The organism is Arsenicicoccus sp. UBA6765, assembly GCF_002453335.1.
Classification (GTDB): Bacteria; Actinomycetota; Actinomycetes; order Actinomycetales; family Dermatophilaceae; genus Arsenicicoccus; species Arsenicicoccus bolidensis.
In genome coordinates this window covers 1-25072 of sequence record NZ_DKGR01000058.1, presented here as the reverse complement: position 1 = coordinate 25072, position 25072 = coordinate 1, and the positions used below count along the sequence as shown (strand labels likewise).

Here is a 25072-nt window from a genome sequence, read left to right as displayed (position 1 = left end):
TGGTGTGCACCAGAGGTCGGCGCACAGTTCGCCTGCGCCGCTGGCACGGACCGGGCCGGACGCCCGGAGCCTACGATCCGGTCTTGCGCCACCGCGAGGGTCGCTCGCCCGGGACGGCCAGCAGGTCGCCACGCTCGGCGAGCGCGTTCAGGGCCCGGGTGGCGTTGGATTGAGGAACCTCCAGCTGCTGAGCCACCTCGCTCGCAGCCAGCCCGTGTTCCCCGGCCAGACCCTTGAGCCCCAGTACCCGCTCCTGCAGACGCCCGTGCGCTCGACCCTCGGGACGGCGGGTCGCCGCGGGGTTCTCGGCGTCTTCGCGTAGCGTGTCCGCGAAGCGCAAGAGCGCTCGCCCGATGTCCTCGGCGAGCTGGGCGACAGCCCGGCCACCCGGTGGGGGAGTGCTCATGCGATAACGATAACGGACCGACAAAACGATAACGAGTGTCGTCGGGCAACTCGAGCATCCGCTCGACGCAACTCGACAGCTGAGCCCCGGCCTCCGGGCCACCAAGTCCGCTCTGGTTCCGCCAGGAAGACCCTGGCGGGACCGGAGCGGACTTGTGCGTGGGGTTCCCACCAACTGCCCTGGGGCAGGGCGTCATGCCCCAGCGTTGCCTGACCCCAGCATCAGCCGACCCCACCGGCCCGAAAGATCCGGCGGCAGGGCGTAGCCCCCTGCGGCGATGCGCGCTGCCCAGCCCTCTGGGACCCAGGTGCCCTGCTCGAACTGAGGGTGTCTCGGATGTTGTACCCGCGCCCACAATGTGAGGACCAACTCGGCCCAGTCGCTGTCCACAATCCATTGCACAGGTCCCTGGGTGGAATTGCCGGACATCCACAGTTGCCCGGGCCCTATCAGTTGAGCTGACGTGACAGCGGGCCATCCCCATGGCAGGAGGCCTCGCCGAGACTGGAGGTAGAAGCCAGAGTCGGAGACATGGATCAGGCCGTCGTCTACGGGGCACCATCTGGGCGTCGCCGCGTCTGCGGCCGCACGGCGGCGCGAGTTATTGCCCACTGCTCTGCCGATCGCGACCCCCGCCGTGAGGGCAGCCCCGTACGGGCCTGACGCGAAGAAGAAGCCTGAGTCATGCGTGTACGAACCGTTTCCGAGGCTGACGAACTCGTGCAAGACGAATGGGCCGGTCGCCACGATCTTTTCGTCCTCGGCGAGCGAGCCTGGGAAGGTTGTCGGAACGTCGGGTACTTCGTGGAACCGACCACAATCGATGAGATCGTTGATCGTGAACGTGCGCCAGATGGCCGCATCGTGTTGGGACGCCGTGGGCGACATCTAGACCTCCTCCACTTGGCCGAACTCTAGCTGCCCCCGGGGGATGCTTCTAGGTGGCCAAGAGCACGGGGGAACCACTAGGTTAGGGTTACCTAACTCAGTCGGGAGACCAAGCGATGAGCCAGTACGGCGTGCTCGAGCGCACCACCATCGCGGCCTACTCCGCCGCGTTCGCCACGACCATGGCGATGCCGCCACGGCGCGACTTCTATCCCCAGCTCGAGGCTCAGGTGACCGCCCTGGAGCACCTGTCGCCGGCCTTCCGCCGGGTCACCATCGCCGCACCGGGGCTCGCAGACCTCACGCTCACCGGTCCGGACGAGTACCTTGGGCTGTTCATGCCGCAGCCCGCTGGGAACCTTCACGTGCCGGCGAACATGCTCAACCCGCGCACCGCCCTGGGAAAGATGCCCGAGCAGCTGCGGCCGGACCTGCGGTGGTACACCATCCGGGCGCACCGACCTGAGCGCGCCGAGATCGACGTCGACATCGTCTGCACCGGCCACGACGGCCCGGGATCGCGGTGGATCCGGTCGGTCTGCGTGGGGGACGAGGTCGGCCTGCGGATCCAGGCGGCGCCATACGGCAGCGCTCCGCCCGTCGGCCACCACCTGCTGATCGCCGACGAGACCGGGCTGCCCGGCCAGCTCGCGATCCTCGACGCGTATGCCGACGACGACCGACGGCGCTTCACGGCGGTCGTCGAGGTGCCGAGCGAGGACTTCTTGCACGACGAGGCCTACGCGGCCGGCGTGCACGTCGTCTTCCGCGGTGACGACGAGCCCGGCTCTGCGATCCTGCCTGCCCTGCGGGCGTGCGGGATGGCCGACGTCGACTACGCGTGGGTGTGCGCCGAGGCCGCCACCGTCGCCGCCTGCCGGCGTCACCTCGTCAAGGAGCGCGACGTGCACCGACGTCACGTCATGGCGAGCGGCTTCTGGAAGGTCGGCCAGCCCCGCCTCTGACCGACGCGTCGCGGTCAGGATGGGGCGTCGTGATCGGACCAGTCGGCGTGGAGGGGGCGCCGACTGGTCAGTTTCGGCGGGTAAGGGCGTCGACATGTGACCAGTCGGCGAGGGGGGTCCTCAGGGGCGCGGGCCGATGAGTGACATCACCGCTGCTGACGCCGCGACCTGACCGGCCGCCATGGCCATGACGACCGACTGCATGGGCATCGGCAGCGCGGGCACGTGCGCGAGGTCGCCCGCGGCCATGACGCCGGGCAGGCTCGTGCGCTGGAGCTCGTCGACGCGTATGGCGCCGGAGTCGTTGCGGGCGAGTCCGAGCTGCGCGGCGAAGGGCGCGCCCTGGCGCAGGTCCGGTCGCAGGAACAGGACGTCCACGTGCTCGGTGGAGCCGTCGGCGAGCGTGACGTCGACGCCGTCGCCCGTGTCTCGCACCGCGCGGACGGGCGCACCTGCGGGGTCGCCCTCGAGGGGGAGCAGCACCAGCGACCCGGCGACGGGTTCCAGCAGCGCGGTCAGGTGGGCCGCCGGGCCGGTCCCGAGGATGCCGAAGCGTCCCCCGGCGAACTCGTGCGCGTGGCAGAACGGGCACTGCGCGGCGCGTCCGCCCCACAGGTCCTGCAGGCCGTCGACCTGCGGCAGCTCGTCCCGGACCCCGGTGGCCAGGATGACGGCTCTGGCGACGAGGTCCTCACCCGCGGCGAGGGTCACGGCATACGTGCCGTCCGGTCTCGGGGTCACGGTGGTGGCCCGGACGTCGCGCACCTCCACCGTGGGATAGGCCGCGAGCTCCGCCCGTGCAGCGGCGCGCAAGGTGGCCGGGGGAGTGCCGTCCTGACCGATCACGTTGTGCATGTGGGTGACTCGCGCGTTGCGATAGGTGCCGTCGTCCAGCAGCACCGCCTGGCGGTGCACCCGGCCGATCGAGAGGGCGGCCTGCAGCCCGGCCGGGCCGCCGCCGATGATCACGATGTCTGTCGTCATTGTCATGCTCGTCAGCGTGTACCTTCAGGTTGACATGAAGGCAAGTGACGATGCGGGACTGCCGATCCGCGAGGTGGCTCGGCGGTTCGACGTGCCCACCCACGTCCTGCGCCACTGGGAGGACGTGGGGCTGCTCAGCCCGGCCCGCGACGCCAGCGGCTACCGGCGCTACGTACGCGTCGATCTCGTGCGCGTCGCCGTCATCGCCCGCAACAAGCTGATCGGCATGTCCCTCCCGCAGATCCGTGCGCTCCTGGACGAGGGTGCGCCGGGACGCCACCAGGTGCTGGAGGCGCACCTGAAACGCCTGGACGAGCAGCGCCGCGAGCTCGAGCGGTCGAGGGTCATGACCGAGCACTCCCTGCGCTGCCGCGCGCACGACATCGCGCAGTGCCCACGCTTCGCCGCCCTGGTGGCCGACGTCATCGACGGCGGCCCGGTGCCATCCGACTGGGACGCCGCCATCTCCCTGGACGGGCCGCCAGGCGCCAGCAGCCCAGACGCCGCGTCGCCTGGCCACGGCTGACGCTCACGCCGCGGCGCGGGATGCGGCAGGGTAGGGGGCATGGCTCGACGTCGACCTCCCAGGACCCCGCAGCAGCGACCCCAACCCCGCGCCAAGGCGCGGCCTCCCGTCGACGACCTCCCGCTCCTGCCGGAGGTCCGTCGCGCCCTGCGCTCCGACGACCCTTGGGCCGTGGCCATGATGGCCTCCGGCATCGCCTGGACGATGCGCCACCCGGCCGACGTGGCATGGTCCGCCGGGGACCTGGTCGAGAGCTTCGTCGGCGTCGACGTGCGCGAGACCACCGCGCTGCTGGCCGCGCTGGCGCCGATGGTGGACCACGAGCTGTCGGTCACCATCCGTCGCGCGCTCATGCGCCGCACCCAGCCCCTGCCCGCGGCTCTGCAGGCGCTCGCCCAGCAGGTGCCCGTCCGGGGCGCGCACATGACCTCGCCGGGCGATCGGGGCGAGAACCTCTACCTGCAGCTGTCGCTGCCCGACGGCGGCGTGGTGACGTGGTTCGTCTACGTCGACTACTCGCTCGGCACGATCGTCAAGGACGCGTTCTACGCACCCCAGACCATCGACCAGATCTGGGCCTGGATGCAGGAGCGATCTCCTGGCGCCGAGGAGGCCGTGTGGACGGAGCTGAGCCACGCCGACGTCCGCGCCCGGCTCGAGCTGGCGATCGCGCGCCACAACGAGATGCTGGAGGGGCCGGTGTCCGACACCTGGCCCATGTGCCAGCCGCTGCTCGAGGTGTCGCTGGCCACCTGTCCCGAGGGTGGCGACCCCAGGGCCGGTCAGTCCCTGCCCCTGGACGGCGCCCCGCTCGACCTCGGTCCGGACGACCCCATCGACGGGATCTTCTACGAGGTCGACCTGCCCGAGCGGGCCATGGCCCTGGCGATCATCGGGGGGATGGACCTGCCCGACGACGACCCGGAGCTGTACGACGCCATCTGGGTGATGGTGACGGGGCCCTTGGCGCACGGAGGCGACCCGCTCGACCTGTCCGAGGCGGCCGTCGTGGGGATCCTGGAGTCGGTCGCGCCATACCTGCCGCTGACCGACGAGGTCTGGCCGCTGGTGCCGGAGGCCCTCAGGATCATGACGAGGCATGCGGCGCGGGTGCGTTCGTGGCCCGATGGTCAGGAGGAGCGCGTCATCGCGGCGATCGACGCCGCGGAGCGTTTCTACGGCAGCCGTATGACGACGCCCGAGGCTCGCGAGCGCCGCCGTCAGATGCGCGAGGCCACCGCGATCACCGAGTCCGGCATGGAGGGCTACCTCCTCGACTCGCTGGCCTCCGTCGTCGGGGGCCGCGACGTGCTCGACGCCCTGGACACCGAGCCGCTGCCCGACGAGCCCCTGGACCTCACCGGCGTCCCGGAGGCCGCGCGTGACCGCGTCACCGCGATCGCCGCCGTGCTGGACACCGTCATGGAGGATCTCTTCGACGGGGTGGAGGCGCGCACGGCCTGCCGTCGTGTCCTGGCGGCGATCGCGCGGACCGACCACCGGGTGCTGATGCGGGGCCGGGTCGACACGGCCGCCGGCGCCATCGCCTGGATCGTGGCGAACGTCAACGAACTGACCAGTCCGTACGGCCCCGTCACGATGGGCGACCTGATGGAGGCGTGCGGCATCGCGTCCGGGAGCGTCAGCCAACGCGCGACGACCCTCCTGGGCGTGCTGGGCATCTATCGATCCGAGTGGAGCTATGGATCCTTGGAGAACGTCGACCCGTCGTGGCTCGTGGCCGAGGAGCGGGCCGAGCTGGTGGAGGAGCGCGAGGCGGCACGGCGAGGCTGATCCGCGCAGTCCTTGGCGAGAGGCGAAGCGATCGGAGGGGCCGGGGGCGGGCGTCGGGATGGGAGAGTGTCCGGCATGCCTCTCGTTGCCGGCGTCGACACGTCCACCCAGTCCTGCAAGGTGGTCGTCTGCGACGCTGACACCGGTGAGGAGGTGCGTCGTGGCTCGGCGCCGCACCCGGACGCGACCGAGGTGGACCCGCGGCACTGGTGGACGGCCTACGAGGCTGCGGTCGACCGGGCGGGCGGGCTCGACGACGTGGCGGCTGTGTCGGTGGCGGGCCAGCAGCACGGGATGGTGGCGCTCGACGAGGGTGGTGACGTCATACGGCCTGCTCTGCTGTGGCACGACACCCGGTCGGCCGAAGCCGCCGACCAGCTCGTCGCCGACCTCGGTGGCGGTGACCCGAGCGCCGGCAGGAGGGCCTGGGCGGAGGCGACCGGCAGCGTCCCGCTGGCGTCGTTCACGGTGGCCAAGCTGCGCTGGCTCGTCGATCACGAGCCCGAGCACGCGAGACGCGTCGCGGTCGTCGCGCTGCCGCACGACTGGCTGACGTGGCGCCTTCGGGGCGCCGGCTCCCTCGACGACCTGGTGACAGACCGGTCCGACGCGTCCGGGACGGGCTACCTCGACGTGGGGACCGGCGACTACCGGCGCGAGCTGCTGGCGCTCGCCACCCGGGACCGACTGACCGACATCCAGCTGCCGCGGGTGGCCGGGCCAAGCGAGCAGGTGGGACGCGTGCGAGGGCGCTCGCCGCGAGACCTGGTCGTGGGTCCTGGCTGCGGCGACAATGCCGCCGCCGCGCTCGGGCTGGGGCTGTCGGCCGGCCACACCAGCGTCTCCGTCGGCACCTCGGGGGTGGTCGCGGCGGTGTCGGCCACCCCCACCCACGACGCGACGGGTCTGGTCGCGGGCTTCGCCGACGCGGCAGGGGCCTGGCTGCCGCTGGCCTGCACGCTCAACGCGAGCCGGGTCCTCGACGCCACGGCCCGGCTGCTCGGCGTCACGCACGACCAGCTCAGCGAGCTGGCGCTTGAGGGCGACAGCGGCGCCGACGGCCTGGTGCTCGTGCCGTACCTCGAGGGCGAGCGAACCCCCAACCTCCCTGGTGCGACCGGGAGCCTGCACGGCCTCACCCTCGCGACGATGACGCCCCAGCACGTGGCCCGCGCTGCCGTCGAGGGCGTGCTGTGCCTGCTCGCCGAGGGGCTCGACGCGATCCGCGCCCAGGGCGTCGTGGTCGACGACGTCACCCTCGTCGGGGGTGGGAGCCGCTCCCGCGCGGTGCAGGTGCTCGCCCCGCAGGTCCTCGGGGTCTCCGTGACCATCCCCGACTCGGGGGAGTACGTCGCGCGTGGCGCCGCCCGGCAGGCCGCCTGGGTGCTGACGGGTACGCCGGAGCCGCCGGACTGGTCCTCCTCCCTGCGCACCGAGTGCGTCCCGGCCGATCCGCGGCCGCAGGTGCTCGCGCGCTATCGCGAGGTGCGCCCCTGGTCCACGTGAGTCGCGCGGCCTGGTCGACGCGGCTCACTTCAGCCGGGCGTTCACGGCGATGTATGGCGTGCCGCCCCGTGCCCTCCGCCGCCACCGATGACGACGGCCAATTCGTGGCCCGCGTCGTTGGGGTCTGTGACTTCATGGTCGACGAGGCCGGGGTGTCAGCGACTGGTGACCTCAAGCAGTCGCAGACCGGGCACGTCGCGATAGATGCGATCCCCCGCGAGCAGCGGGAGGTCGTGCGCGATGGCGGTGGCCGCGACCCAGGCATCGCCCATGTGCAGCTTGTCTGCGAGGGGGTGACCGGCAGCCCGGCAGGCGGCCCGAACCTCGGCGAACGCCTTGACGACCTCGGTCGTGACCGGTGCCGTCGCATGACGGGCGAGCGGAGCCGCCAGCCCGGCGAGGCGGGCCGGTCCCCACCTGGCGGACAACGCACCGAACCGCAGCTCACCCTCGGTCTGGGCTGCTATCACGATCGTGCGCCCGGTGAGACGACGCCGCCAGTCTGCGACCTGCGGTTCGCGGTCGCGCGCCGTCATCACCACCTTGCTGAACGCATCGGTGTCAAGGAGCACGACTCCCTCAAGCACGTATCGCCGCCAAGAAGTCATCCAGCTCGTCGTCGGTCAGGTCCAACGGTTCTGCGGCGGGCACCGCCTCGCTAGCGGCGATGGCGACACGCAGGGAGACGGGTGGAGCCGTCATCCCCAGGAGCTCGCCGATGTCGCGAGCCCTGCTGACGCGGGGGCCTTCCATGCGGGGTCGGCGAGTCCCCTCGCCCCCGATGAACGGACCCACGACGGTGACCCTCTGGGTCACCAGGGTGGCGGCAGCCTCCGGCTCCGGCACGTCAAGGAGCTCGATGGCGTTGTGAGCGCCATCACGGACCCGGAAGTGACCGGTGCGAGCATCCACCATCTCCAGCACCCGTGCATGGTGGCCTCACCCGGCAACGACGTCCGGCGCTGCCAGGGCACCCGGCTGACAGCACCCGCTTCGAGCGTCTGGGAGCCGACTCCGGGCACGGACACCTCCACCGTGCGAGCAGCCTTGCCGAGCGCGACGATCAGATCGTCCACCGCCGCCGCCACCGAGTCCGAGATCGCCGGCGGACGACGATCGTGCGCCATGCCGTCGACGATGTCCCAGAAGGTCTCGTCGACCTTGGCGGCCAAGGGGTCGATGTCGAGCGCAGCGTCGTCGCCCACGGTGAACACGACCCGTGTGCTCCCTGGGCGCAAGGCCACCCGCACCGAAGCCAGCCTCTCCAGCTCGGCCGCTGCCCTGCCCAGACCAGGTCGCTCGGCGACGGCCCGGGTCAGCCGGTACGTGACGTCTTTGAAGGCGTCGATGATCGCCACGGCGTCGCCTGCGAGCAGGGTGCCGTCGGCGGCGTCATGACCGACAAGCCGGATGTCGAACTCGCGCGTCATCGGGACCACAGCCTTCCTGGTCGCTGGTCACTCCACCATAAAGGCCACGTCGGACACCGCTCGCCTAGCGAGCCCGAGTCAGCAACACGCCGCGCACCGAGCTACGGATTCACGGAACCGGCGCGGCCATCGCCCGAGGGGAAGCTCGCGGTGGTCACTGGTCAAGGGCACTCGTCCTGGGTCTGCGTACCATCAGGGCAGGTGACGAAGTTCTCGCCGTTCTCGTAGGCGTCGAGGAAGCCCGGACTGACGCCCTCAGACTTGAGCTTCTCAAGGTTGGCCTTGGCCTTCGACTCGGCCCTGGCGCGGGAAAGGTTGCCCAGTGCCCACTGGCGGCAAACCTCGCCCGGCCACGTGGCGGGGCATTGCGACCTCGATCGCCTCGACTGGGGTCGGGCCTTCGGCGCCCGCGTCGGCGTGGGAGCCACACGGGTGATCACCCGGCTGGCTGGGGTCGGTGTCGCCAAGGGGGAGGTTGCGGAAGGCATTGCCGTTGCCGAGGCGGTGATGCTGGGAGTGACGGTCACGGTGACGGTTGAGGGGGTCGGAGCGGCTGGCGACGGCGTGTTCGTCACGGCGCTGCACGCGGACATCGTGAACGCCACCGCCGCGGCGCAAGTCGCCCAGCGTCGGGATCTCATCGACATGCCTGGTCGTCCTCGTACCAGTAGAGCCCGTCTGGGCATGCGTGCTCCTTGGCGATGCGATCGGCCTCCTCGACCTGGTCGTTGATCCAGGCCTCGTGCTCGGCCTGCTCCTCCGGGGTGCGGCATACACCGGTGGAGTCGTAGACACGGCACTCCTGCGTCGGCTTGGTCGGTGTCGGCGTCCCGCATCGGGTGGCCTTGTCGGTGAATGTCCACCGGGTCTTGTAGCCGTCGGCGATGCGGTACCCGGACTTCGCGCGTGCGGTGACCATGGCCTCGGATCCGGACCACTCCATCTGCTGGTCGTAGGTGATCCCGCGAACCTCCGGCGTCCTGATCTGGTCGTTCTCGGGACCGCAGACCACCTGGACCGTCGGGCGCTTCGTCTTGACGACGGTCCTCGGGTCCAGAGCCTTCGTGGCCTTTGGGGTGGCGGATCCCGCGTTGCCGGCGGGCGACGGCACAACCGCACTGGCTGGGCCTGTGGAGGCCACGGGGCTGGCCGTCACCGTCACGGTCTTGACCGGCGTTGGTGCCTGCGCGGCGGGCGTCGGCGTCGAGCTGCAGCCGGCGACCGCGAGCGCGGCGATCCCGACGATGGTGATGCGGTGCATGTGCTTCCCCCTGAAGGACGGCCCCTCGGCCGTCACGGATCACTCTGCCCGGTGGACGGGCGGGCGGAGGGGGATTCCGCCGAAGTCGCCTCAGCCGTTCGCCGGTTGGCCGAGCGTGCGGGAGACGGCATGCCCAGTCGATCGCGACGCCGCTGATCATCGGGGATCTGGTCACCGAGACCGTCGTCACGTCCGCGCGGCTCTACGTCGCCGTGCTGTCGGCCCTCGGAGCCCTGTCCTACCTGCTGCTCCTCGGCACGGTGGAGCGCCTCGAGTCCTGAGCGTCCACCAGCGGACCCGGCTGACCGGGGTGCCCTGCGCCCCGGTCAGCTGCTCGCGAGATGGATCTCCTCGGCGGGATCGTCGTCGCTGACGTCCATCCGGTCGACGTCGAACCGCTCGTCGAGCGCGGCGTACTCATCGGCCGGGACCCGAGAGACGGCGTGGATCTGGGAGAAGAAGTAGTACATGGCCATGTCACGGGTGTGGTCGTAGGCCTTCATCCGGCCGTCGCAGTAGCCGCCGATGCAGAAGCTGACGCGACGGTCGGTGATCCCGTCCTGGTCCGTGCGGTAGCGGATGTCGAGGTGGTAGAGGCGCTCCGGACCGCGCAGGGCCGTGCACAGCAGCTGCACCTCCTCGTCGCTGAGACGGGTGTTGACCCGTCGCACGACGTCGGGGGTGTCGCCCCACGCGCCCAGGTCGTCAGCGACCACGCGACCAGTGATCTCCTCGGCGGCGGCATGGAGGTGGAACTCGCCCATCTCGAGCGCGGCCTCGTGCTCCCGGCGCTCCCAGTCTCCCCACCCGGCCTCGACCGCGTCGTCCGCCGTGTCCAGCTCGGAGTCCTGTCCTGGCCCCTGCAGGGTGTCCAGCGTCTCGGTGCCGAAGATCCGCGCCAGCACAGGGGGACACCGGTCCGGGTCCGCCATCACCGGGTCGGCGTGCCACCGATGGCCCCAGCTCTGGCCGTGCAGCCAGTCCTCCAGCACCGCCACCATGGCTTCCTCGCCGGCCTGCTCGCCGAGGTAGGCGCGGCCGAGGCTCGACGTGCCGCCGAGGGCGTGCAGCCCGAGCAGCTGCGACTCCTGCCAGGCGGGCTCCAGCCGCGCGTCAGGGTCCACCGTGCTGGTGACCGCGAGATCGCAGACGACCTCGTCGTCCCCGTGCCAGTGATGCGCCAACGGCGACCGCCAGTGCGCGCACGCCTGGGCGAAGACCGGTGAGGTGGCGTACCCCTCGGGCATGTCTGCCAGGAGGGACAGCAGCTCGGCGCGGGCCTGGCAGCAGAGCCCGCAGTCGTGGAGGGTGCTCGTCAGGGATGGCAGGAGCTCCCAGCGGCGGCTGCGCTCCTGGGTCCAGTGCGCGCCCGACAGACCCCATGAGCAGATGACGTCCAGGACGATCTCGGAGGGGTCGATCAGCAGCGTGGCGTCCCACCGCGGCCCGGGGGCCACTCCCTGGGGGTCGGACGTGATCACTCCCAGCGTGAGGCCGGCGCGCAACGCCATACGAACCTCGTCGGTCGTGGAGCCCGTGACGCGGGCGAGGCGGCTGATCTGCCTGCGGCCCACCTCGCTCCAGGTGGTCGTGGGCACCGGTTCGCGCGCGATGAGCTCCCAGACAGCCAGCAGTCGTATGACGAACCGACGCAAGGCCGTGGCGGCCGCATCATCGATGGCTCCCTGATCGACGGGCCACAGCGGCGGCGTCGGCCCCTCGAGCGAGACGCCGTCTGGCGGAGGCGCGGACGTAGTCCGACGGATGCTCTCGTCCAGGCCCGGGCACAGGTGCAGCCAGCCATCGGCACGGCCCACGTAGCCGCACGCGACCGCGGCGCCCACCATCGTCGCCACGTCCTCGGGGGCGCCCCGAAGGACGTCCACCGCGTCGGCCTCGGGGATCGACCCCCCGCGGTCGGCCATCACCCGCAGGAGGTGGAGATAGGGAGTGGCCATGCGCCGAACGTCCGGGAGCACGTTGTCCGGGTCGCCCAGCATGGTCGCGAGCTGGGTGAGGTCACGCGGGCTGATCGGTCCGTAGCCGTTGCGGCGCAACGACGTCAGGCGCACGGTCATGAGGTCCTTGAGCTCGTCGGTCGTCTTGTCCGCGAGCCATCGCACGTAGGGGTGAGTTGAGGTCGGCATACGGCCAGCCTGCCGCCCGTCCATCCCCGGGCCGGCCCGTCATCCACAGGTGGGGCACGCCGGCCGTCCGGAACGCGACAGCCTGTGGACAAGGTGGCCTGTTCTAGGGTCTTGTCCATGGAGCCGACCGATCTCGACGACCTGATGGCAGCCCTGCGGACGTGGGCCGGCAAGCAGAAGCGTGCCTACGACGAGAACCACCTCGAGACCCTGCTCGGGCTGCGCCAGATGAGGCAGGATCTGGCGGCGACGCAGTGGCCGGGCGGGTCCGTGAGAGAGACCTACGAGCAGGCATGGTTGTCGCACGGGCCGGTGGCCGCGCCGGACGTCGAGACCGCCGCGCAGACCGTGGAGACCTTCGTGCGGTTCTTGCGGAGCACCGGTCGGCTGTCGCACGGCTCGGGGGAGGCCAAGCTGCTGGCCAAGGAGGCGCGCCAGGGGGCGTCCTACGTCCAGGAGCACGGCGGTGACCGGACCACCTGGGGCCAGAACAAGGTCTTGATGGACTTCGGTGAGAGCCGGGGCATCTCGCTGCTGGGGGCGGCTGACCTGGACGAGGTCCAGACGCGTCTGTCCGAGATCATGGAGCAGTGGAACGCCCTCCCGGACGACGAGCGGCGGGCCCTGATGCCGCTGCCAGGGGGAGGTATGTCGCTCCCGACGATCCCCGATCTCGGCACCGTCGGTGGGGGTGACGGCCTCGGCCCGGAGGACGACGGTCTCGAGGAGCTGGTCGCCGACATCGCCCACGAGATCGTCCGCCCCGGGGAGGTGCCGGCCGTGGTCGGCCCGGACTCGCGACCGCTGGCGGACTACCTGGACCACGCCGCCGGCGACGCGTTGGCCCTGCTGGGCATGGTCGCGGTGCACGCGCAGCTCGACGCCGACGCCCCCGACGTCACCCCCGACGTGTTCGACGACGCCTGGGACACGATCCCCTTCCTGCAGGACCTCGCGCGCTTCGTCGCCTGGGTCCGGGAGGCGGGCGAGGTGCAGCTCACCGCGACGGGAAATCTGAAGCGTGCCGACGCCGCCCACCTGTGGGAGGCGCTGGGGCTGGACGCGCGACCTGGAGGTGAGAGCGCCGACGGCACCTATGCCTGGCGCAGCGCAGCGGACTGTGCTGCTCTGGAGCGCCTGTTTGCGACGGCGGTCGTGATGGACCTCGTCGCGCTGCAAGAACGCCGGCTCCTGCCAGGCGCTGGTCCCAGGGGCGACGCGAACCCCGGTGCCTCGGCTCTCATCGCGACCGTCGAGACCATCGCCGCCCACCGCGACGTGGACCTGATCGGCGCTCAGGAGGCGGTGTGGATCTATGCCTGCCAGGTGGCCTGGGCGCTGCAGCGGCCCGTGACCCGTGAGGAGCTGACCGACTTCCTCGGGGGCTGGTCGGGGCTCTGGCGGGCCGGAGAACCAGGGAGTGCAGGACGGGCGCGGGTCGTCGACCGAGCCGTCGCGATGGCCGAGTACCTCGGGCTGGTCGACCGCGCCGGCACGGGGTGGACGGGGAACCCGCGGGGTGTCTACGCCCTCGGCCTGTGGGCCTCGATCGCCCTACGTCGGGCTGGCGAGGTCGGCTGATCCTGCCGTTTGCCCACGGCGCGCCACGACTCCCGCCTAGCCTGCACTCAACGAGGTTGCGAGGGGGCAGCGATGACGGCTCGGGCGATACCGCAGGATCCGCAGCACGACACCAACAGTGAGCGGGGGGTGTGGGAGCGGCTGGTCGCTGCCCTGCCTGACGACGCCGTGGTGCTGTCCGGGCTCCGACTCACCGACGAGACCAAGGACCACGAGGCTGACCTCGTCCTGCTGCTGCCGGGCGAGGGGATCGTGGTGGTCGAGGTCAAGGGAGGCGGCTGCTCGCGCGACGCACAGGGGCAATGGTGGACGACCTCGGGCCACGGCCGGCGACGCATCGACCCCGTCCGCCAGGCCCGCCAGACCCGTTATGCCATCAGGGACTACGTCGAGCGCGACCCACGGTGGCGCGACTCGTCGCGCACCCGGATCCGGTGGAGCCACGCCGTGGTCATGCCCTACACAGCGATCGACGACGACTTCGACACCCCGGACTGCCCGCGGTGGATGATCCAGGGCCGGGGCGACCAGGGCGACCTGGCAGATCGGTTGCGCGCCATACCCGCCCGCGCCTCTGACAAGCGAGCGCCCACGGACGACGACGTGAGACTGATCGTCGAGATCCTGCGCGGCAGAAGGCTCCCCGTGGAGGACGTGACGGCCGAGGCCGACGAACGTGCCTCTCGCGCAGACCGGCTCACGGTCGAGCAGGCCACGTTGTTGGGGGTGACGCGGCTGCTCAACCGGGTCGAGGTGCGCGGGGGAGCGGGCAGCGGCAAGACCGTCCTGGCGCTCGCCCAGGCCAAGGACCTGACGCGCGGCCGCGACGACCGGGCGCCTCAGCGGGTGGCTCTGCTGTGCTACTCGATCGGCCTGGCGGAGTACTTCCGTCGCGAGCTGAAAGGCTTGAGCCGCAAGCGGACTCCGGCGTTCGTCGGCACCTTCGAGGAGCTGGGGCGGTCCTGGGGTGCCGAGGGCGGCACCCGGCAGGACGGCGACTTCTGGGAGCGTCGCCTGCCCGACCGTATGGCGGACCTGGCCGCCGCACTGCCCGACGGGGAGAGGTTCGACGCCGTCATCGTGGACGAGGCGCAGGACTTCGCGGACGGGTGGTGGCGGCCGCTGATGAACGCGCTGCGCGACGAGGAGACGGGCGGTCTGTACGTCTACACCGACGAGAACCAGCGCGTGTTCGCCCGGTTCGGCCGCCCACCCGTGCCCCTCGTCCCTCTCGTCCTCGACCACAACCTGCGCAACACCCGACAGATCGCCGACGTGTTCGCCCCGCTCACGCCGATGCGGATGCGGCCCATGGGTGGAGAGGGGCCTGCCGTTCGCCTCGTGGCCTGCGCCGCCGACGAGGCCGTCGAACGCGCCGACGACGTGGTGGAGGAGCTGCTCGACCGGGGCTGGCGCCAGCGGGACGTCGCCCTCATCACCACCGGCGCGCGGCACCCGGTGCAGGTCGAGCGCTTCGACGAGCACGACCCCCAGGCCTACTGGCGATCGTTCTGGGAGGACGACGACGTGTTCTACGGGCACGTCCTCGGGTGCAAGGGCCTCGAGCGCCGCGTCGTGGTCCTGTGCGTCAACGAGCACGAGCCGCGCGACCGCGCCAAGGAGAAGCTCTACGTCGGGTTGTCCCGGGCGACCGACGAGCTGGTGGTGGTCGGCGACCCGGAGGTCATCCGGCGGACGGCCGGCGATGCGGTGATCGACCGCCTCGGATCGCTCTGAACCATCACCGCAGGGGCACCCGTCGGCCCGCGCGCGCCGCGAACTCGTCGAGGGCAGCGAGGATCTCGGACCATCCCGCGTGGATGCCGTGCACCTCGTGACCGAGCCTGCGCCCCTCTGCGGCGGAGCGGACCGCGGAGTCGGCGAACACCTGCAGGATCGGGTCCGGGTCGCCGTCGCGGTACGCGGTGAGGGCCTCGACATGCCTCGGTCCGGAGGCGAGCAGGTCGGCGGAGATCGGCAGGGCGACACGACGCGCCAGCCGACGAGCGGCCTGGGGCTGCTTCTGACGATGGCCCGCACCATGCAGGTCGAGGAGGCCGACCGGGGGCCGGGCACGGCTTGACGCTCGGCGGGATACGGTCGTGCGGTCGGCGAACCCCCGTGGGGCGAGCCGAGCGAGACCGTCATCCACCCAGGAACGGGAGCACCTGTTGGAGCACGCCACCCAGGACGTCGTCGTGACCGCACCCTGCGGGACCCTCATCGGCCGCCGCGCCGGAGAGCTCCTGCAGTTCAGGGGGATTCGCTACGGCAGGGCCCAGCGCTTCGCGTCGCCGGTGCCTGAACCCGACGCGACGGAGCCGGTCGACTGCCGCGACCCCGGGCCGTCCGCCCCGCAGCTGCCGGTGCCCTTCCTCGACGAGGCCTTCGGTCCGGCGACGCACGGCCTGCGCCAGGACGAGGACTGCCTGCGCGTCGCCGTGACGGCGCCGGCGGTCCCGCGCGCCGAGGGTCCGCTGCCGGTCCTGGTGTGGATCCACGGCGGGTCCTACACGAGCGGGACCGGTGACGGGCCCGGCTACGAGCCCACGTCCCTGGTCACCGAGGGCGACCTCGTGGTCGTGTCCGTCACCTATCGCCTCGGGCTGCTCGGCTATCTCGGGGACGGCGGGGAGCGCGCCGCGAACCTCGGGCTGATGGACCAGCTGCTCGCGCTGCGGTGGGTGCGGCGCAACGTCGCGGCGTTCGGCGGAGATCCCGGGCGGGTGACCGCCGTGGGGCAGTCCGCGGGCGCGGACGCGGTGCTGCACCTCGCCGTCGCGGGTGCGGGGGAGGGGCTCTTCGGCCGCGCGATCGTGCAGAGCCCGCCGCTCGGCATACGCACGGCTCGAGCGGCCATGGCGCAGGCCATGGCCGAGGCGACCGCCCACGTGAGCCGGGACAGCTCGCTGGAGGAGGTGCTCGCCGCCCAGGCGGACGCCGAGCGCGTGGCGCGGGCGTTCCGCCTGCCCTCGGCCATGCCGTTCTCGGTGCAGTACTCCCACCCGCCCCTGCCCGCCGAGGAGGACATGGATGCCGCCTGGGACGCCGTCGCCCCCGACGTCGACCTCTTCATCGGGCGCACGACCGAGGAGGCGCTGCTCTTTCTCCCGCGCCTCGAGCCCGTCGCCAAGCTGACGAGCCTGCCGGTGGTCGGCGGGCGGGCGCGGCGGGCGCTGGACGAGGTGGCGACGCACGTCGTCTACGGCCGCGGCATCGACGCCCTCGCGCGCCGATGGGTGCAGGCCGGCGGCACCTGCCGCAGCTATCGGCTCTCGTGGTCGGTCCCCGGCAACGCCTATGGCGCCTGTCACGCCATCGAGCTCCCCCTGCTCTTCGGCGACGAGCGCGTATGGCGCCACGCCGCCGTCCTTCGCGGAGCCCGCTGGAGCGACGTCGACGCCGCCGGGCGCCGGCTGCGGGCGCTGTGGGGGGCGATCGCCTGGGGCCGGCCCTTCGACGAGCTTCCCCAGGAGCCAGGCGTGCTCACCCATGCGGTTCCGAGACCCCTTGCGCCGCGGCGGCTTCGACGGAGCGGCTCGTGAGTGCCCGCCAGGCGCGCATCCCCGTGATCGCGCTGTCGGGCTCGCTGGGCAGCGGCAAGACGACCCTGCTCAACCACCTCCTGCGGACCGGCACGGGGCGGATCGGTGTGGTGATCAACGACTTCGGCGACATCAACGTCGACGCCTTCCTCGTCTCGGGGCACGTCGACGCGGCCATGTCGATCAGCGGCGGCTGCCTGTGCTGCCTCTCCGACCCCACCGAGCTGGACCGCGCGCTGGAGTCGCTGGCGCGCCCCGAGCTCGACCTGGACGCCATCGTCGTCGAGGCGAGCGGGCTGGCCGAGCCGCGCGAGCTCGCGCGGCTGATCGTCAGCAGCGAGGTGAGACGGGTCCGCTTCGGTGGTCTCGTCGAGATCGTCGACGCCGCGGCGTGGGACGAGATCGGCTCGTATGACGAGCCCCCCGTCGCGACCGACCACCTCAAGGTGGCGTCGCTCCTCGTGCTCAACAAGGTGGACCGGGTGGCTCCCGATCGAGTCTCGCTGCTGGAGAACGTGATCCGTGAGCTCGTTGGTGAGAAGCCCATGGTTCCTGCGCGATTCGCCCAGGTGGACCCGGACCTGCTCTACGACTCCATCGAACGCCCCGAGCCCACCGGACAGCTCAGCCTCGTGGACCTGCTGCGCGAGGAGCAGCAGGAGCACGGGCACCTCCACCACGGGCACGAGCACGACCACGGGAAGGCACACGGGCACGAGCATGCCCACCACCACTGGCAGTCCGTGAGCGTGGACTCCCCGTCGCCCGTCGACCCGCGTCGTCTGCTGGACCTGCTCGAGAGCCGCCCGGCCGGGCTCTATCGGGTCAAGGGGGTGGTGTGGGTGGACGCACCCGGGCACCGCCAGCGGTGGGTCGTCCAGGCCGTCGGTGGTTGGGTGGCCTTCGAGCGGGGGCCGTGGCCGTCGGGTGCGGAGCGGCGCACGCAGCTCGTCGCGATCGGCACGGGGGTGGACGAGGCGGCGGTCGCGTCCGACATACGAGCCTGTCTGTCGGACGAGGGGGTCCTGGACCCCGAGCGGGTGACGCCGCTGCTGCGCTATGTCGTCCGCTGAGCAGCCCACAGAAAGAAGGAGAAAACCGGAGGGGTGCCTGCGCGCGCCGACGGGGCTGGTGGTTCACTACTGTCAGAGATCGCCGTGACCGTCCAGGAGGACCCATGCCGAGCACCGCAGCCAGCGCCGAGCCGGACCGTGTCGAGACGGTCGACGGCCCCGAGCGGGAGCGCGACCTGGACGGCGACGAGCAGGACGACGAGACCCCCCGCGGCCCGGGGCTGGTCCGGCGGCTGCTGCCGTGGGCCTTCATCGCGCTCGCGCTGCTCGGCCTGCTGATCTGGGTCTATGCCGTCTGGCTGCGGCACGAGCTCGAGCCCGATCAGCTGCCGATGCCCGAGCACCAGGAGTGGATGGCCTGGGGCGGTCCGATCCTGATGCTCCTCGGCGGTCTGCCGGCGTTCGGACTCCTGCTGTGGCGCTACCTGCGCCGCCCCCGCACCGCCTGACCGGTCTCGCTCGGGACGTGGGCGGCGGACGGCAGCGTCAGCGTCGGTGGCGGGCGTCCTGCGCCCCGCCGACGATCTGACTGATCGCGGTCCGATAGGCCACCCACGCCACGGCCGCCGTCAGCGGGTCCGCGACCCGCGGCATCCCGGTCACCGCGATCCGCTGGCGCCACCGCAGCTCGGTGCCCGGGCGCCCACCGGGCAGCAGCACCGGGCGTGCGACGGCGTAGATCGCCCCGCGAACCACCCTGCCCCGCTTGTCGATCCGGCACTCCCACGGTCCGTCGCCCTCGGGGGTGGTCACCGAGACGGTTTCCATGTCGTCGTCGAAGCCCCACGGCCCCACCGCGGTCCGGGCGCGGACGAGCGCGCCCTCGACGTCCAGCCGGCCCTCGGGGACGGACGACGTGACCACGGTGAGGGGGATCGAGGCGGTATGCCGAGAGGCCGACCACAGGCGGCGCCAGACGACGTCCCGCGGGAGGGGTAGGCGCAGCGTGATCGCAAGCTCGGCCATGACGTCAGTGCCCGGCCAGGACGCGGGCGCGGTGCGGCTTGGTGGGAAGCCGCGTGACGTCGAAGGAGAGGTTGCGTGGATCCACCTGCAGGTCAGGGCGACTCAGCGCGGCGACGGTGATGGCGAGGACGCCGACCGCGATCTTCTCGCCGGGGCAGCGGTGTCCCGTGCGGACGTCGCCCCCGCCCTGCGGGATGAAGTGCTCGACCGACTCGCGGTCGACGTCGAGGAAGCGGCGCGGGTCGAAGGTGCGCGGCGAGTCCCAGTGGCGTTCGTCGAGATTGGTGCCCACGACGTCGATGAGGATGCGGTCGCCGGCCTTGATCTGCTGGTCCTGCCAGGTGAAGTCCTCGCGGGCGATCGACGGCAGCATCGGCACGAAGGGGTAGACGCGGCGCACCTCCTCGGCGAAGGCGGTCGCCTCACGACCCCCGGCGAGGGTGCCGCGCTCGTCGGCCTCGGCGGCGAGCCGGGGTGCCCACCAGGCGTTCTCGCGCAGCGCCAGCGCAGCGAAGGCCGCGAACCGCGACACGGCGATGGTGGGGCGGACGACGTTCTGCAGCTCCACGCCGGCGGTGTGCTCGTCGAGCAGCCGGCCCTGCAGGTCGCGGTGCTCGCTGACGACCCGCAACGCCGTCCCCTCGGGCGGCTGCAGCTCGCCGGCGCGGGTGCGCCGGACCAGGGACGCGGCCCAGCGGTCGCAACGGGCCCGGTTGACCCACGCCAACAGGTGCTGGGGGCCGAGCGCGCCGAAACCGTCGACGATCTGGGCGAGCCGCCGCGCCCACACGTCCTGCTCGACCTCGGGGACCTCGATCCCCGCCCAGGTCATGACGGCGCGTCCGTAGGCCAGGACCGCCGTCTCGTAGACGTCGCCGGAGCCCTCGCGCTGCCAGCGGTCGACGGCCCGGCGCCACTGCTCCTCGACCAGGGGGAGGAGCCGGGCGACCTGGGCGTCGTCATAGGCCAGGGAGACGAACATCGCCTTGCGGTGCCGGTGCTCGTCGTCGTCCAGCCCGTGCACGGCGCCCGCGCCGAACAACGGCCCACGCACCGGCAGCGGCATGGCGCCGTGCCGCTTGACGCGGGAGGTGTCGTAGAACAGGCGCACGCCCTCGTCCCCGCGGACGAGCAGGGCCCGACCGCCCAGGAGGCGCAACGGGATCCGCGCGACGGACCGCGGGTCGACGGCGCTCAGCTCGCGCCGCCAGGCGTCCGAGAAGGCATATCCGCGACGGAGGAAGTCGAGGGTCCGGTCGGTGCGGGTGGTGTCGGTGCGGCTGGCCATCGTGGTCTCCTCAGGTCGGGTCGCGCGGCGCCTTCACGCGGGGTGGTCCGTCAGGGCTACGGGCGCGCATACCCACGGGGTGGGCGGCGAACCGTGGCCTTGACCCTCCGATCGGTCGGTGCAATGCTCCAGGATATGACTCCAATGACGGAGGAAAACTCCAACGGCGCCTCCGGCCTGCTCGCGCGGGTCCGTGGAGTCATCCCGTCGTTGCCCGCCGGCCCCGCCCGCGTCGGGCGCGCAATCCTCGACGACCCCGCCGGCGTCTCCCGGATGACCCTGCGCGAGCTGGCGGGCGCCACCGGCACCAGCGACGCCACCGTCCTGCGCCTGGCCCAGGCGGCCGGGGTCGGGGGCTACCGCGACCTGAGACTGGGTCTCGCCGAGGCGGTGGGATCGATGTCCTCCGCCGGCCGCGACGGGCGGCTCACCGCCGACATCACCCGCGACGACTCGCCCGTGGACGTCCTGGCCGCGCTGGCGGAGGAGGAACGGTCCGTCATCACCGACACCGCCGCCTGCCTCGACCCGGAGGTCCTGGCGGCGGTGGCTGACGCTGTGGTCGCCGCAGGTCGCGTGGTCGTCGTGGGCATCGGGGCCTCCGGGCTCGTCGCGCGCGACCTGTCGGCCAAGCTCGAGCGGATCGGCCTGCACTCCCGCGGGCTGACGGAGGTGCATCAGGCCGTCACCGCGTCCGTGCTGCTCCGCCCCGGCGACGTGCTCGTCGTCGTGTCCGCCTCGGGGTCCACGGTCGACGTGCTCGAGCCGTTGCGGATCGCCCAGGAGCGAGGCGCCCGCACCGTCGCCCTCACCTGCCACCCGCGCAGCGCCGTCGCCGTCGCCGACCACGTCCTCATGAGCGCCCCCGGCCGCGAGCACCCCGTGCGCCCGGCCGCGATGAGCTCGCGCACCGGCCAGCTGTTCGTCGTCGACGTCCTCTTCACCCTCGTCGCCCAACGCTGCTTCGACCGGGCGAGCGAGGCCATCGCCGACTCGTACCACGCCCTGCGGCACCGCCACGGCGAACCGCCCAGTGCGCCACCGGGATCCGCCGCCCGGAGCACCACCGCCACCCGCACGACGCCGGCTGATCAGAGCCAGCCCCACCTGCAGGAGTCATGACGATGCCCGACGAGCCCCACGGCCCCGACCTGTCGGCGCTCACCACCGAGAGCATCGACGACCGCCACGCCGACCTGGACACCCTGTCCACGCGTGAGCTGGCGGTCGCGATGAACGCCGCCGACGCCGCCGTGACGGACGCCGTCGAGGCCCAGCTCGACGCCATCGTGGCCGTGGTCGAGGGGGTCACCGAGCGACTGCGGCGGGGAGGACGACTCGTGTATGCCGGGGCCGGGACCGCCGGGCGTCTCGGCGTGCTGGACGCCTCGGAGTGCCCGCCCACGTTCGACACCGACCCGTCGCTGGTGGTCGGCCTCATCGCGGGCGGCGAGGTGGCGCTGACCACCGCGGTCGAGGGCGCCGAGGACGACCGCGAGCTCGCGATCCGGGACCTGGACCGCATCGGGCTGACCGACGCGGACACGCTGGTCGGCCTGTCGGCGTCGGGGCGGACGCCATACACGGTCGAGGCCGTGGCCGAGGCGCGCCGCCGGGGAGCGCTCGCCGTCGGGTTCGCCTGCAACCAGGGCTCGCCGCTCGCCGCCGCGGGGCACCTGGCCATCGAGGTCGTCGTCGGCCCCGAGCTGGTCGCCGGCTCGACGCGGCTCAAGTCCGGGACGGCGCAGAAGCTCGTCCTCAACATGATCTCGACGATGGCGATGGTCCGGCTGGGCAAGACCTACGGCAACCTCATGGTCGACGTGCGCGCCACCAACGACAAGCTGCGCGCCCGCGCCCACCGCATCGTCACCACCATCACCGGCGCGCCCCCCCAGGACGTCGAGCGCGCCCTCGACGAGCACGGCGGGCGGGCCAAGCCGGCCGCCCTCGCGCTGCTCACCGGGCTCGCGCCGGCCCAGGTCGACGCCGCCCTCACCCAGCACCACGGGGACCTGCGGGCCACCTTCACCGCACTGACGAAGGAGTCATGATGGCCGACCCACGCACCATCGCGAGGCAGGCGGTCGACGCGCTCGGCGGCCGCGCCAACATCACGGACGTCGAGAACTGCATCACCCGCCTCCGTGTCACCGTCGGCAGCCTGGACCGGGTCGACGAGTCGGGGCTGCGCGCCATCGACGGGGTCCTCGGCGTGGTCATGGACGACACCGTGCAGATCGTCCTCGGGCCGGGCCTGGTCAACGAGGTGGCCGACGCCATGGCCGAGGAGGCGGAGGCGGAGGCGGGGGCGGACGGCATACGGCCTGGATCTCCCGAACGCACCGACGCAGCCGGGCTGCACGAGCGGGGCGAGCAGATCCGGGGCGACCGCAAGCGGCGCAACCAGACACCGGTCAAGGCCTTCCTGCGGCGGATCGCCAACATCTTCCTCCCGCTGATCCCGGCGCTGATCGCGTGCGGCATCATCGCGGGGCTCAACGGCGTGCTGACGAACTTCGTGACGCGCGGGTGGGCGCCCTGGGCGGCTCCGGTCACGCCGGTGCTCGCGGCGGTGGCCAGCGGTTTCATGACGCTGATCGCTGTCTTCGTCGGCATGAACGCCGCCAAGGAGTTCGGGGGCACACCGATCCTCGGGGGGGCGGTCGCGGCGATCATCCCGTTCGCCGGCGTCGCCAAGGTCACCATCGCGGGCGAGAAGCTGGCGCCCGGGCAGGGTGGCGTGATCGGCGCGCTCCTGGCCGCGATCCTGGCGGCCTACCTCGAGCGGTGGGCGCGGCGCTGGGCCCCTCGCTCGCTGAGCATGCTCGTGGTGCCGACCTTCGTCGTGCTGGTGGCCGGCGTGCTCACGATCTTCCCGCTCATGACGCTGTCCGGGTGGCTCGCGCAGGGCATCGGCGACCTCGCCAACGGCCTGCTGCAGCACGGTGGGGCGCTGGCCGGGCTCGTCCTGGCCGGGCTGTTCCTGCCGCTGGTGATGCTCGGCCTGCACCAGGCCCTCATCCCGATCCACACCACCCTGATCGAGCAGGCGGGCTACACGGTGCTGCTGCCGATCCTGGCCATGGCCGGCGCCGGACAGGTGGGTGCCGCGATCGCGCTCTACGTGCGGCTCAAGCGCAACGCCGGCATCCGATCGACCATCAGGTCGGCGCTGCCGGCCGGGTTCCTGGGCGTCGGGGAGCCGCTGATCTACGGCGTGACCCTGCCGCTGGGGCGGCCGTTCATCACCGCGTGCGTCGGCGGTGCCTTCGGCGGGATGTTCGTCGGGCTGCTCAACCAGCTCGGCACCACGGTCGGCTCGACGGCGATCGGCCCGAGCGGGTGGGCGCTGTTCCCGCTGACCAACGGCAGCCGGGGGATCGGTGCGGCGATCGCCGTGTATGCCGGGGGCCTGGTCGTCGGGTACGTCGCGGGCTTCCTGGCGACCTACTTCTTCGGCCTGAGCAAGGCCGAGCTCGAGCGCCTCAACGACGACGGGATGGACGCCGAGCCGGAGCGGACATCAGCAGAGAGGGTCTGACGAGCTGGTCCGCGGGACAGGCGAGCTGGGGCTGTGCAGGTGATGGTGGCACCTGCACAGCCTGGCTGTCACAGCTTGACGTCGACGCCGCCGGAGAAGGCTGAGTCGTGAAGGACGAGCTTGGTCAGCTTCGTGCCCTTGGGCACGTCGAAGAACAGGTTCCCCTGGACGGCGTTCCCAGGGTTGATGTTCTCCATCCAGACGCTCTGGGTGTTGTTCGCGGAGGCGTCCGTGATGGACGCCATGGAGTTGGCGCTGTACTCGGACTCCCCGGCAAACGCCTTTTGCGAGTCGGCGAACATCATCTGGGGAGCCTTGTCCTTGTTCCGGACGCGAAGGGTCACACGGCAGAACTCGCCCTGAGCCTTCTCAGCCATGAAGTCAGGGCCCACCGAGGTGATCCCGCACTTGACCGACTTCACCGTGAACTCGAACTTGCCATCGTTGACGGGCGTTCCGATGCCGGCGGCCGGTGCCTCGGCAGCCGGCGCCTCCTGCGCCTGGGTCGTGGCCGGGGCGGCAGGAGCCTTCGCCGGAGCGGCCGCGGCCTTTGCGGCGACCGGCGCGGAGGCTGTGGCCGCGGGGGAGGAGGGGGCGGCCGTGCTCGATGACGCAGGCTCGTTGCCACCTCCCATCGCTGACCCGAATGCACCAAGCAGAACGACCGCCATCGCACCCGTGAGGATCTTGTGCCGTGCGAACCAGTTCTTCTGAGGCGCCGGGCTGTTGGCAGGGTTGGGGGTCAGAGCAGGGTCAGTCATTCGGCGTCCTCGACGAAGAAGTTGAAGGCTCACCGATCGGGAGCCTGGCAGAACGTAACCCGCTGGTAACAACGAGGCAAGCGCCCCGGCTCGCGCCGGCGTCGAGGTCTGGCGTGAGAGCTAGTCCCTTCGGGGCAGGTCGTCGTAGTCCGCCGGGCAGGTTGGATCGATACAACGTGTGTTGTCGGGTGGTTACCGCGGCCCGGACGGCGATCATTGCGCTCGTGCTCGAGGGGCAATGAGTGACGTAGATCACCTAGGATTCCCGGCCTGCATTCCACCTGATCGGCGGTGCGCCTCCCGCAGGCGCCGCCATCTGATCGACGGCGCGCCTGCCCCGGCGCCGCCACACCCGCCGGGGGTAAAGGCATCGGCCTGGGGAACGACGTTGGCTGCCAGCCTCGTCT

General features: G+C 71.8%; 22 protein-coding genes. 12 read left to right on the top strand and 10 right to left on the bottom strand.

Translation table 11 applies throughout. The features are described from left to right. Window positions 1–70 precede the first annotated feature (70 nt). Window positions 71–406: a helix-turn-helix domain-containing protein gene (locus B4K29_RS16055; RefSeq protein ID WP_286968126.1), complete on the bottom strand. Its 336-nt coding sequence runs from the start codon at window positions 404–406 to the stop codon at window positions 71–73. Window positions 407–1410: 1004 nt separating this feature from the next. On the opposite strand from B4K29_RS16055, the gene B4K29_RS16050 reads away from it, so the two are divergent. Then, complete coding sequence (locus tag B4K29_RS16050; RefSeq protein WP_286968125.1) at window positions 1411–2259, top strand: siderophore-interacting protein; 849 nt, start codon at window positions 1411–1413, stop codon at window positions 2257–2259. Window positions 2260–2379: 120 nt separating this feature from the next. Here the strand turns inward: B4K29_RS16050 and B4K29_RS16045 are convergent, their stop codons facing one another. Next, entirely contained in the window at window positions 2380–3249 is an 870-nt protein-coding gene (locus tag B4K29_RS16045) for an NAD(P)/FAD-dependent oxidoreductase (RefSeq protein ID WP_286968124.1), read from the bottom strand. Between the two features lie 28 nt (window positions 3250–3277). On the opposite strand from B4K29_RS16045, the gene B4K29_RS16040 reads away from it, so the two are divergent. The 3 genes from B4K29_RS16040 (at window position 3278) to xylB (ending at window position 7069) form a co-directional block, all read left to right on the top strand. Beyond that, window positions 3278–3769: a MerR family transcriptional regulator gene (locus B4K29_RS16040; RefSeq protein ID WP_286968123.1), complete on the top strand. Its 492-nt coding sequence runs from the start codon at window positions 3278–3280 to the stop codon at window positions 3767–3769. Window positions 3770–3808: 39 nt separating this feature from the next. Next, on the top strand, window positions 3809–5563 hold the full coding sequence (locus B4K29_RS16035; protein ID WP_286968122.1) for a DUF6398 domain-containing protein: 1755 nt from the start codon (window positions 3809–3811) through the stop codon (window positions 5561–5563). A gap of 75 nt (window positions 5564–5638) precedes the next feature. After that, window positions 5639–7069 carry a xylulokinase gene (xylB, locus tag B4K29_RS16030; RefSeq protein ID WP_286968121.1) on the top strand — a complete coding sequence of 477 codons (1431 nt, stop codon included), beginning with the start codon at window positions 5639–5641 and terminating at the stop codon, window positions 7067–7069. A gap of 155 nt (window positions 7070–7224) precedes the next feature. On the opposite strand, the gene B4K29_RS16025 is transcribed toward xylB, so the two are convergent. From B4K29_RS16025 to B4K29_RS16010, 4 genes are all read right to left on the bottom strand, one after another. After that, window positions 7225–7656 carry a PIN domain-containing protein gene (locus B4K29_RS16025; protein ID WP_286959759.1) on the bottom strand — a complete coding sequence of 144 codons (432 nt, stop codon included), beginning with the start codon at window positions 7654–7656 and terminating at the stop codon, window positions 7225–7227. Window positions 7657–7881: 225 nt separating this feature from the next. After that, on the bottom strand, window positions 7882–8499 hold the full coding sequence (locus B4K29_RS16020) for a hypothetical protein (protein WP_286968120.1): 618 nt from the start codon (window positions 8497–8499) through the stop codon (window positions 7882–7884). Between the two features lie 637 nt (window positions 8500–9136). Then, complete coding sequence (locus tag B4K29_RS16015; protein WP_286968119.1) at window positions 9137–9760, bottom strand: hypothetical protein; 624 nt, start codon at window positions 9758–9760, stop codon at window positions 9137–9139. A 326-nt stretch (window positions 9761–10086) separates the two neighbouring features. Next, complete coding sequence (locus B4K29_RS16010; RefSeq protein WP_286968118.1) at window positions 10087–11907, bottom strand: hypothetical protein; 1821 nt, start codon at window positions 11905–11907, stop codon at window positions 10087–10089. A 117-nt stretch (window positions 11908–12024) separates the two neighbouring features. On the opposite strand from B4K29_RS16010, the gene B4K29_RS16005 reads away from it, so the two are divergent. Then, window positions 12025–13488, top strand: a complete 1464-nt coding sequence (locus tag B4K29_RS16005) for a hypothetical protein (protein ID WP_019287108.1) — start codon at window positions 12025–12027, stop codon at window positions 13486–13488. Between the two features lie 72 nt (window positions 13489–13560). After that, window positions 13561–15225: a nuclease-related domain-containing DEAD/DEAH box helicase gene (locus B4K29_RS16000; RefSeq protein WP_019287109.1), complete on the top strand. Its 1665-nt coding sequence runs from the start codon at window positions 13561–13563 to the stop codon at window positions 15223–15225. A 4-nt stretch (window positions 15226–15229) separates the two neighbouring features. On the opposite strand, the gene B4K29_RS15995 is transcribed toward B4K29_RS16000, so the two are convergent. Further along, on the bottom strand, window positions 15230–15640 hold the full coding sequence (locus tag B4K29_RS15995; RefSeq protein ID WP_286968117.1) for a hypothetical protein: 411 nt from the start codon (window positions 15638–15640) through the stop codon (window positions 15230–15232). Window positions 15641–15686: 46 nt separating this feature from the next. Between B4K29_RS15995 and B4K29_RS15990 the strand changes: the two genes are divergently transcribed. From B4K29_RS15990 to B4K29_RS15980, 3 genes are all read left to right on the top strand, one after another. Next, entirely contained in the window at window positions 15687–17033 is a 1347-nt protein-coding gene (locus tag B4K29_RS15990; protein WP_286968116.1) for a carboxylesterase family protein, read from the top strand. Next, entirely contained in the window at window positions 17030–18106 is a 1077-nt protein-coding gene (locus B4K29_RS15985) for a CobW family GTP-binding protein (protein WP_286968115.1), read from the top strand. Before B4K29_RS15990 ends, B4K29_RS15985 begins: the two co-directional genes overlap by 4 nt. Before the next feature lie 104 nt (window positions 18107–18210). After that, window positions 18211–18555 (top strand): hypothetical protein, encoded by a 345-nt coding sequence (locus B4K29_RS15980; protein WP_286968114.1) that lies wholly within the window; start codon window positions 18211–18213, stop codon window positions 18553–18555. A 37-nt stretch (window positions 18556–18592) separates the two neighbouring features. On the opposite strand, the gene B4K29_RS15975 is transcribed toward B4K29_RS15980, so the two are convergent. Together B4K29_RS15975 and B4K29_RS15970 are read right to left on the bottom strand one after the other, a co-directional pair. Beyond that, entirely contained in the window at window positions 18593–19072 is a 480-nt protein-coding gene (locus B4K29_RS15975; protein ID WP_286968113.1) for a hypothetical protein, read from the bottom strand. Window positions 19073–19076: 4 nt separating this feature from the next. Beyond that, window positions 19077–20360: a cytochrome P450 gene (locus B4K29_RS15970; RefSeq protein ID WP_286968112.1), complete on the bottom strand. Its 1284-nt coding sequence runs from the start codon at window positions 20358–20360 to the stop codon at window positions 19077–19079. Between the two features lie 144 nt (window positions 20361–20504). Here B4K29_RS15970 and B4K29_RS15965 point away from each other — a divergent pair, with 144 nt between their 5' ends. The 3 genes from B4K29_RS15965 to B4K29_RS15955 are packed head-to-tail and all read left to right on the top strand — an operon-like array spanning window position 20505 to window position 23904. Next, window positions 20505–21482 (top strand): MurR/RpiR family transcriptional regulator, encoded by a 978-nt coding sequence (locus B4K29_RS15965; RefSeq protein WP_286968111.1) that lies wholly within the window; start codon window positions 20505–20507, stop codon window positions 21480–21482. A 2-nt stretch (window positions 21483–21484) separates the two neighbouring features. Beyond that, the gene (murQ, locus tag B4K29_RS15960; RefSeq protein WP_286968110.1) at window positions 21485–22414 is read left to right on the top strand and encodes an N-acetylmuramic acid 6-phosphate etherase; all 930 of its coding nucleotides are present in this window, start codon (window positions 21485–21487) and stop codon (window positions 22412–22414) included. Then, on the top strand, window positions 22414–23904 hold the full coding sequence (locus tag B4K29_RS15955; protein ID WP_286968109.1) for a PTS transporter subunit EIIC: 1491 nt from the start codon (window positions 22414–22416) through the stop codon (window positions 23902–23904). Before murQ ends, B4K29_RS15955 begins: the two co-directional genes overlap by 1 nt. Before the next feature lie 68 nt (window positions 23905–23972). On the opposite strand, the gene B4K29_RS15950 is transcribed toward B4K29_RS15955, so the two are convergent. Further along, window positions 23973–24665 (bottom strand): DUF4352 domain-containing protein, encoded by a 693-nt coding sequence (locus B4K29_RS15950; RefSeq protein ID WP_286968108.1) that lies wholly within the window; start codon window positions 24663–24665, stop codon window positions 23973–23975. Window positions 24666–25072: the final 407 nt, after the last annotated feature.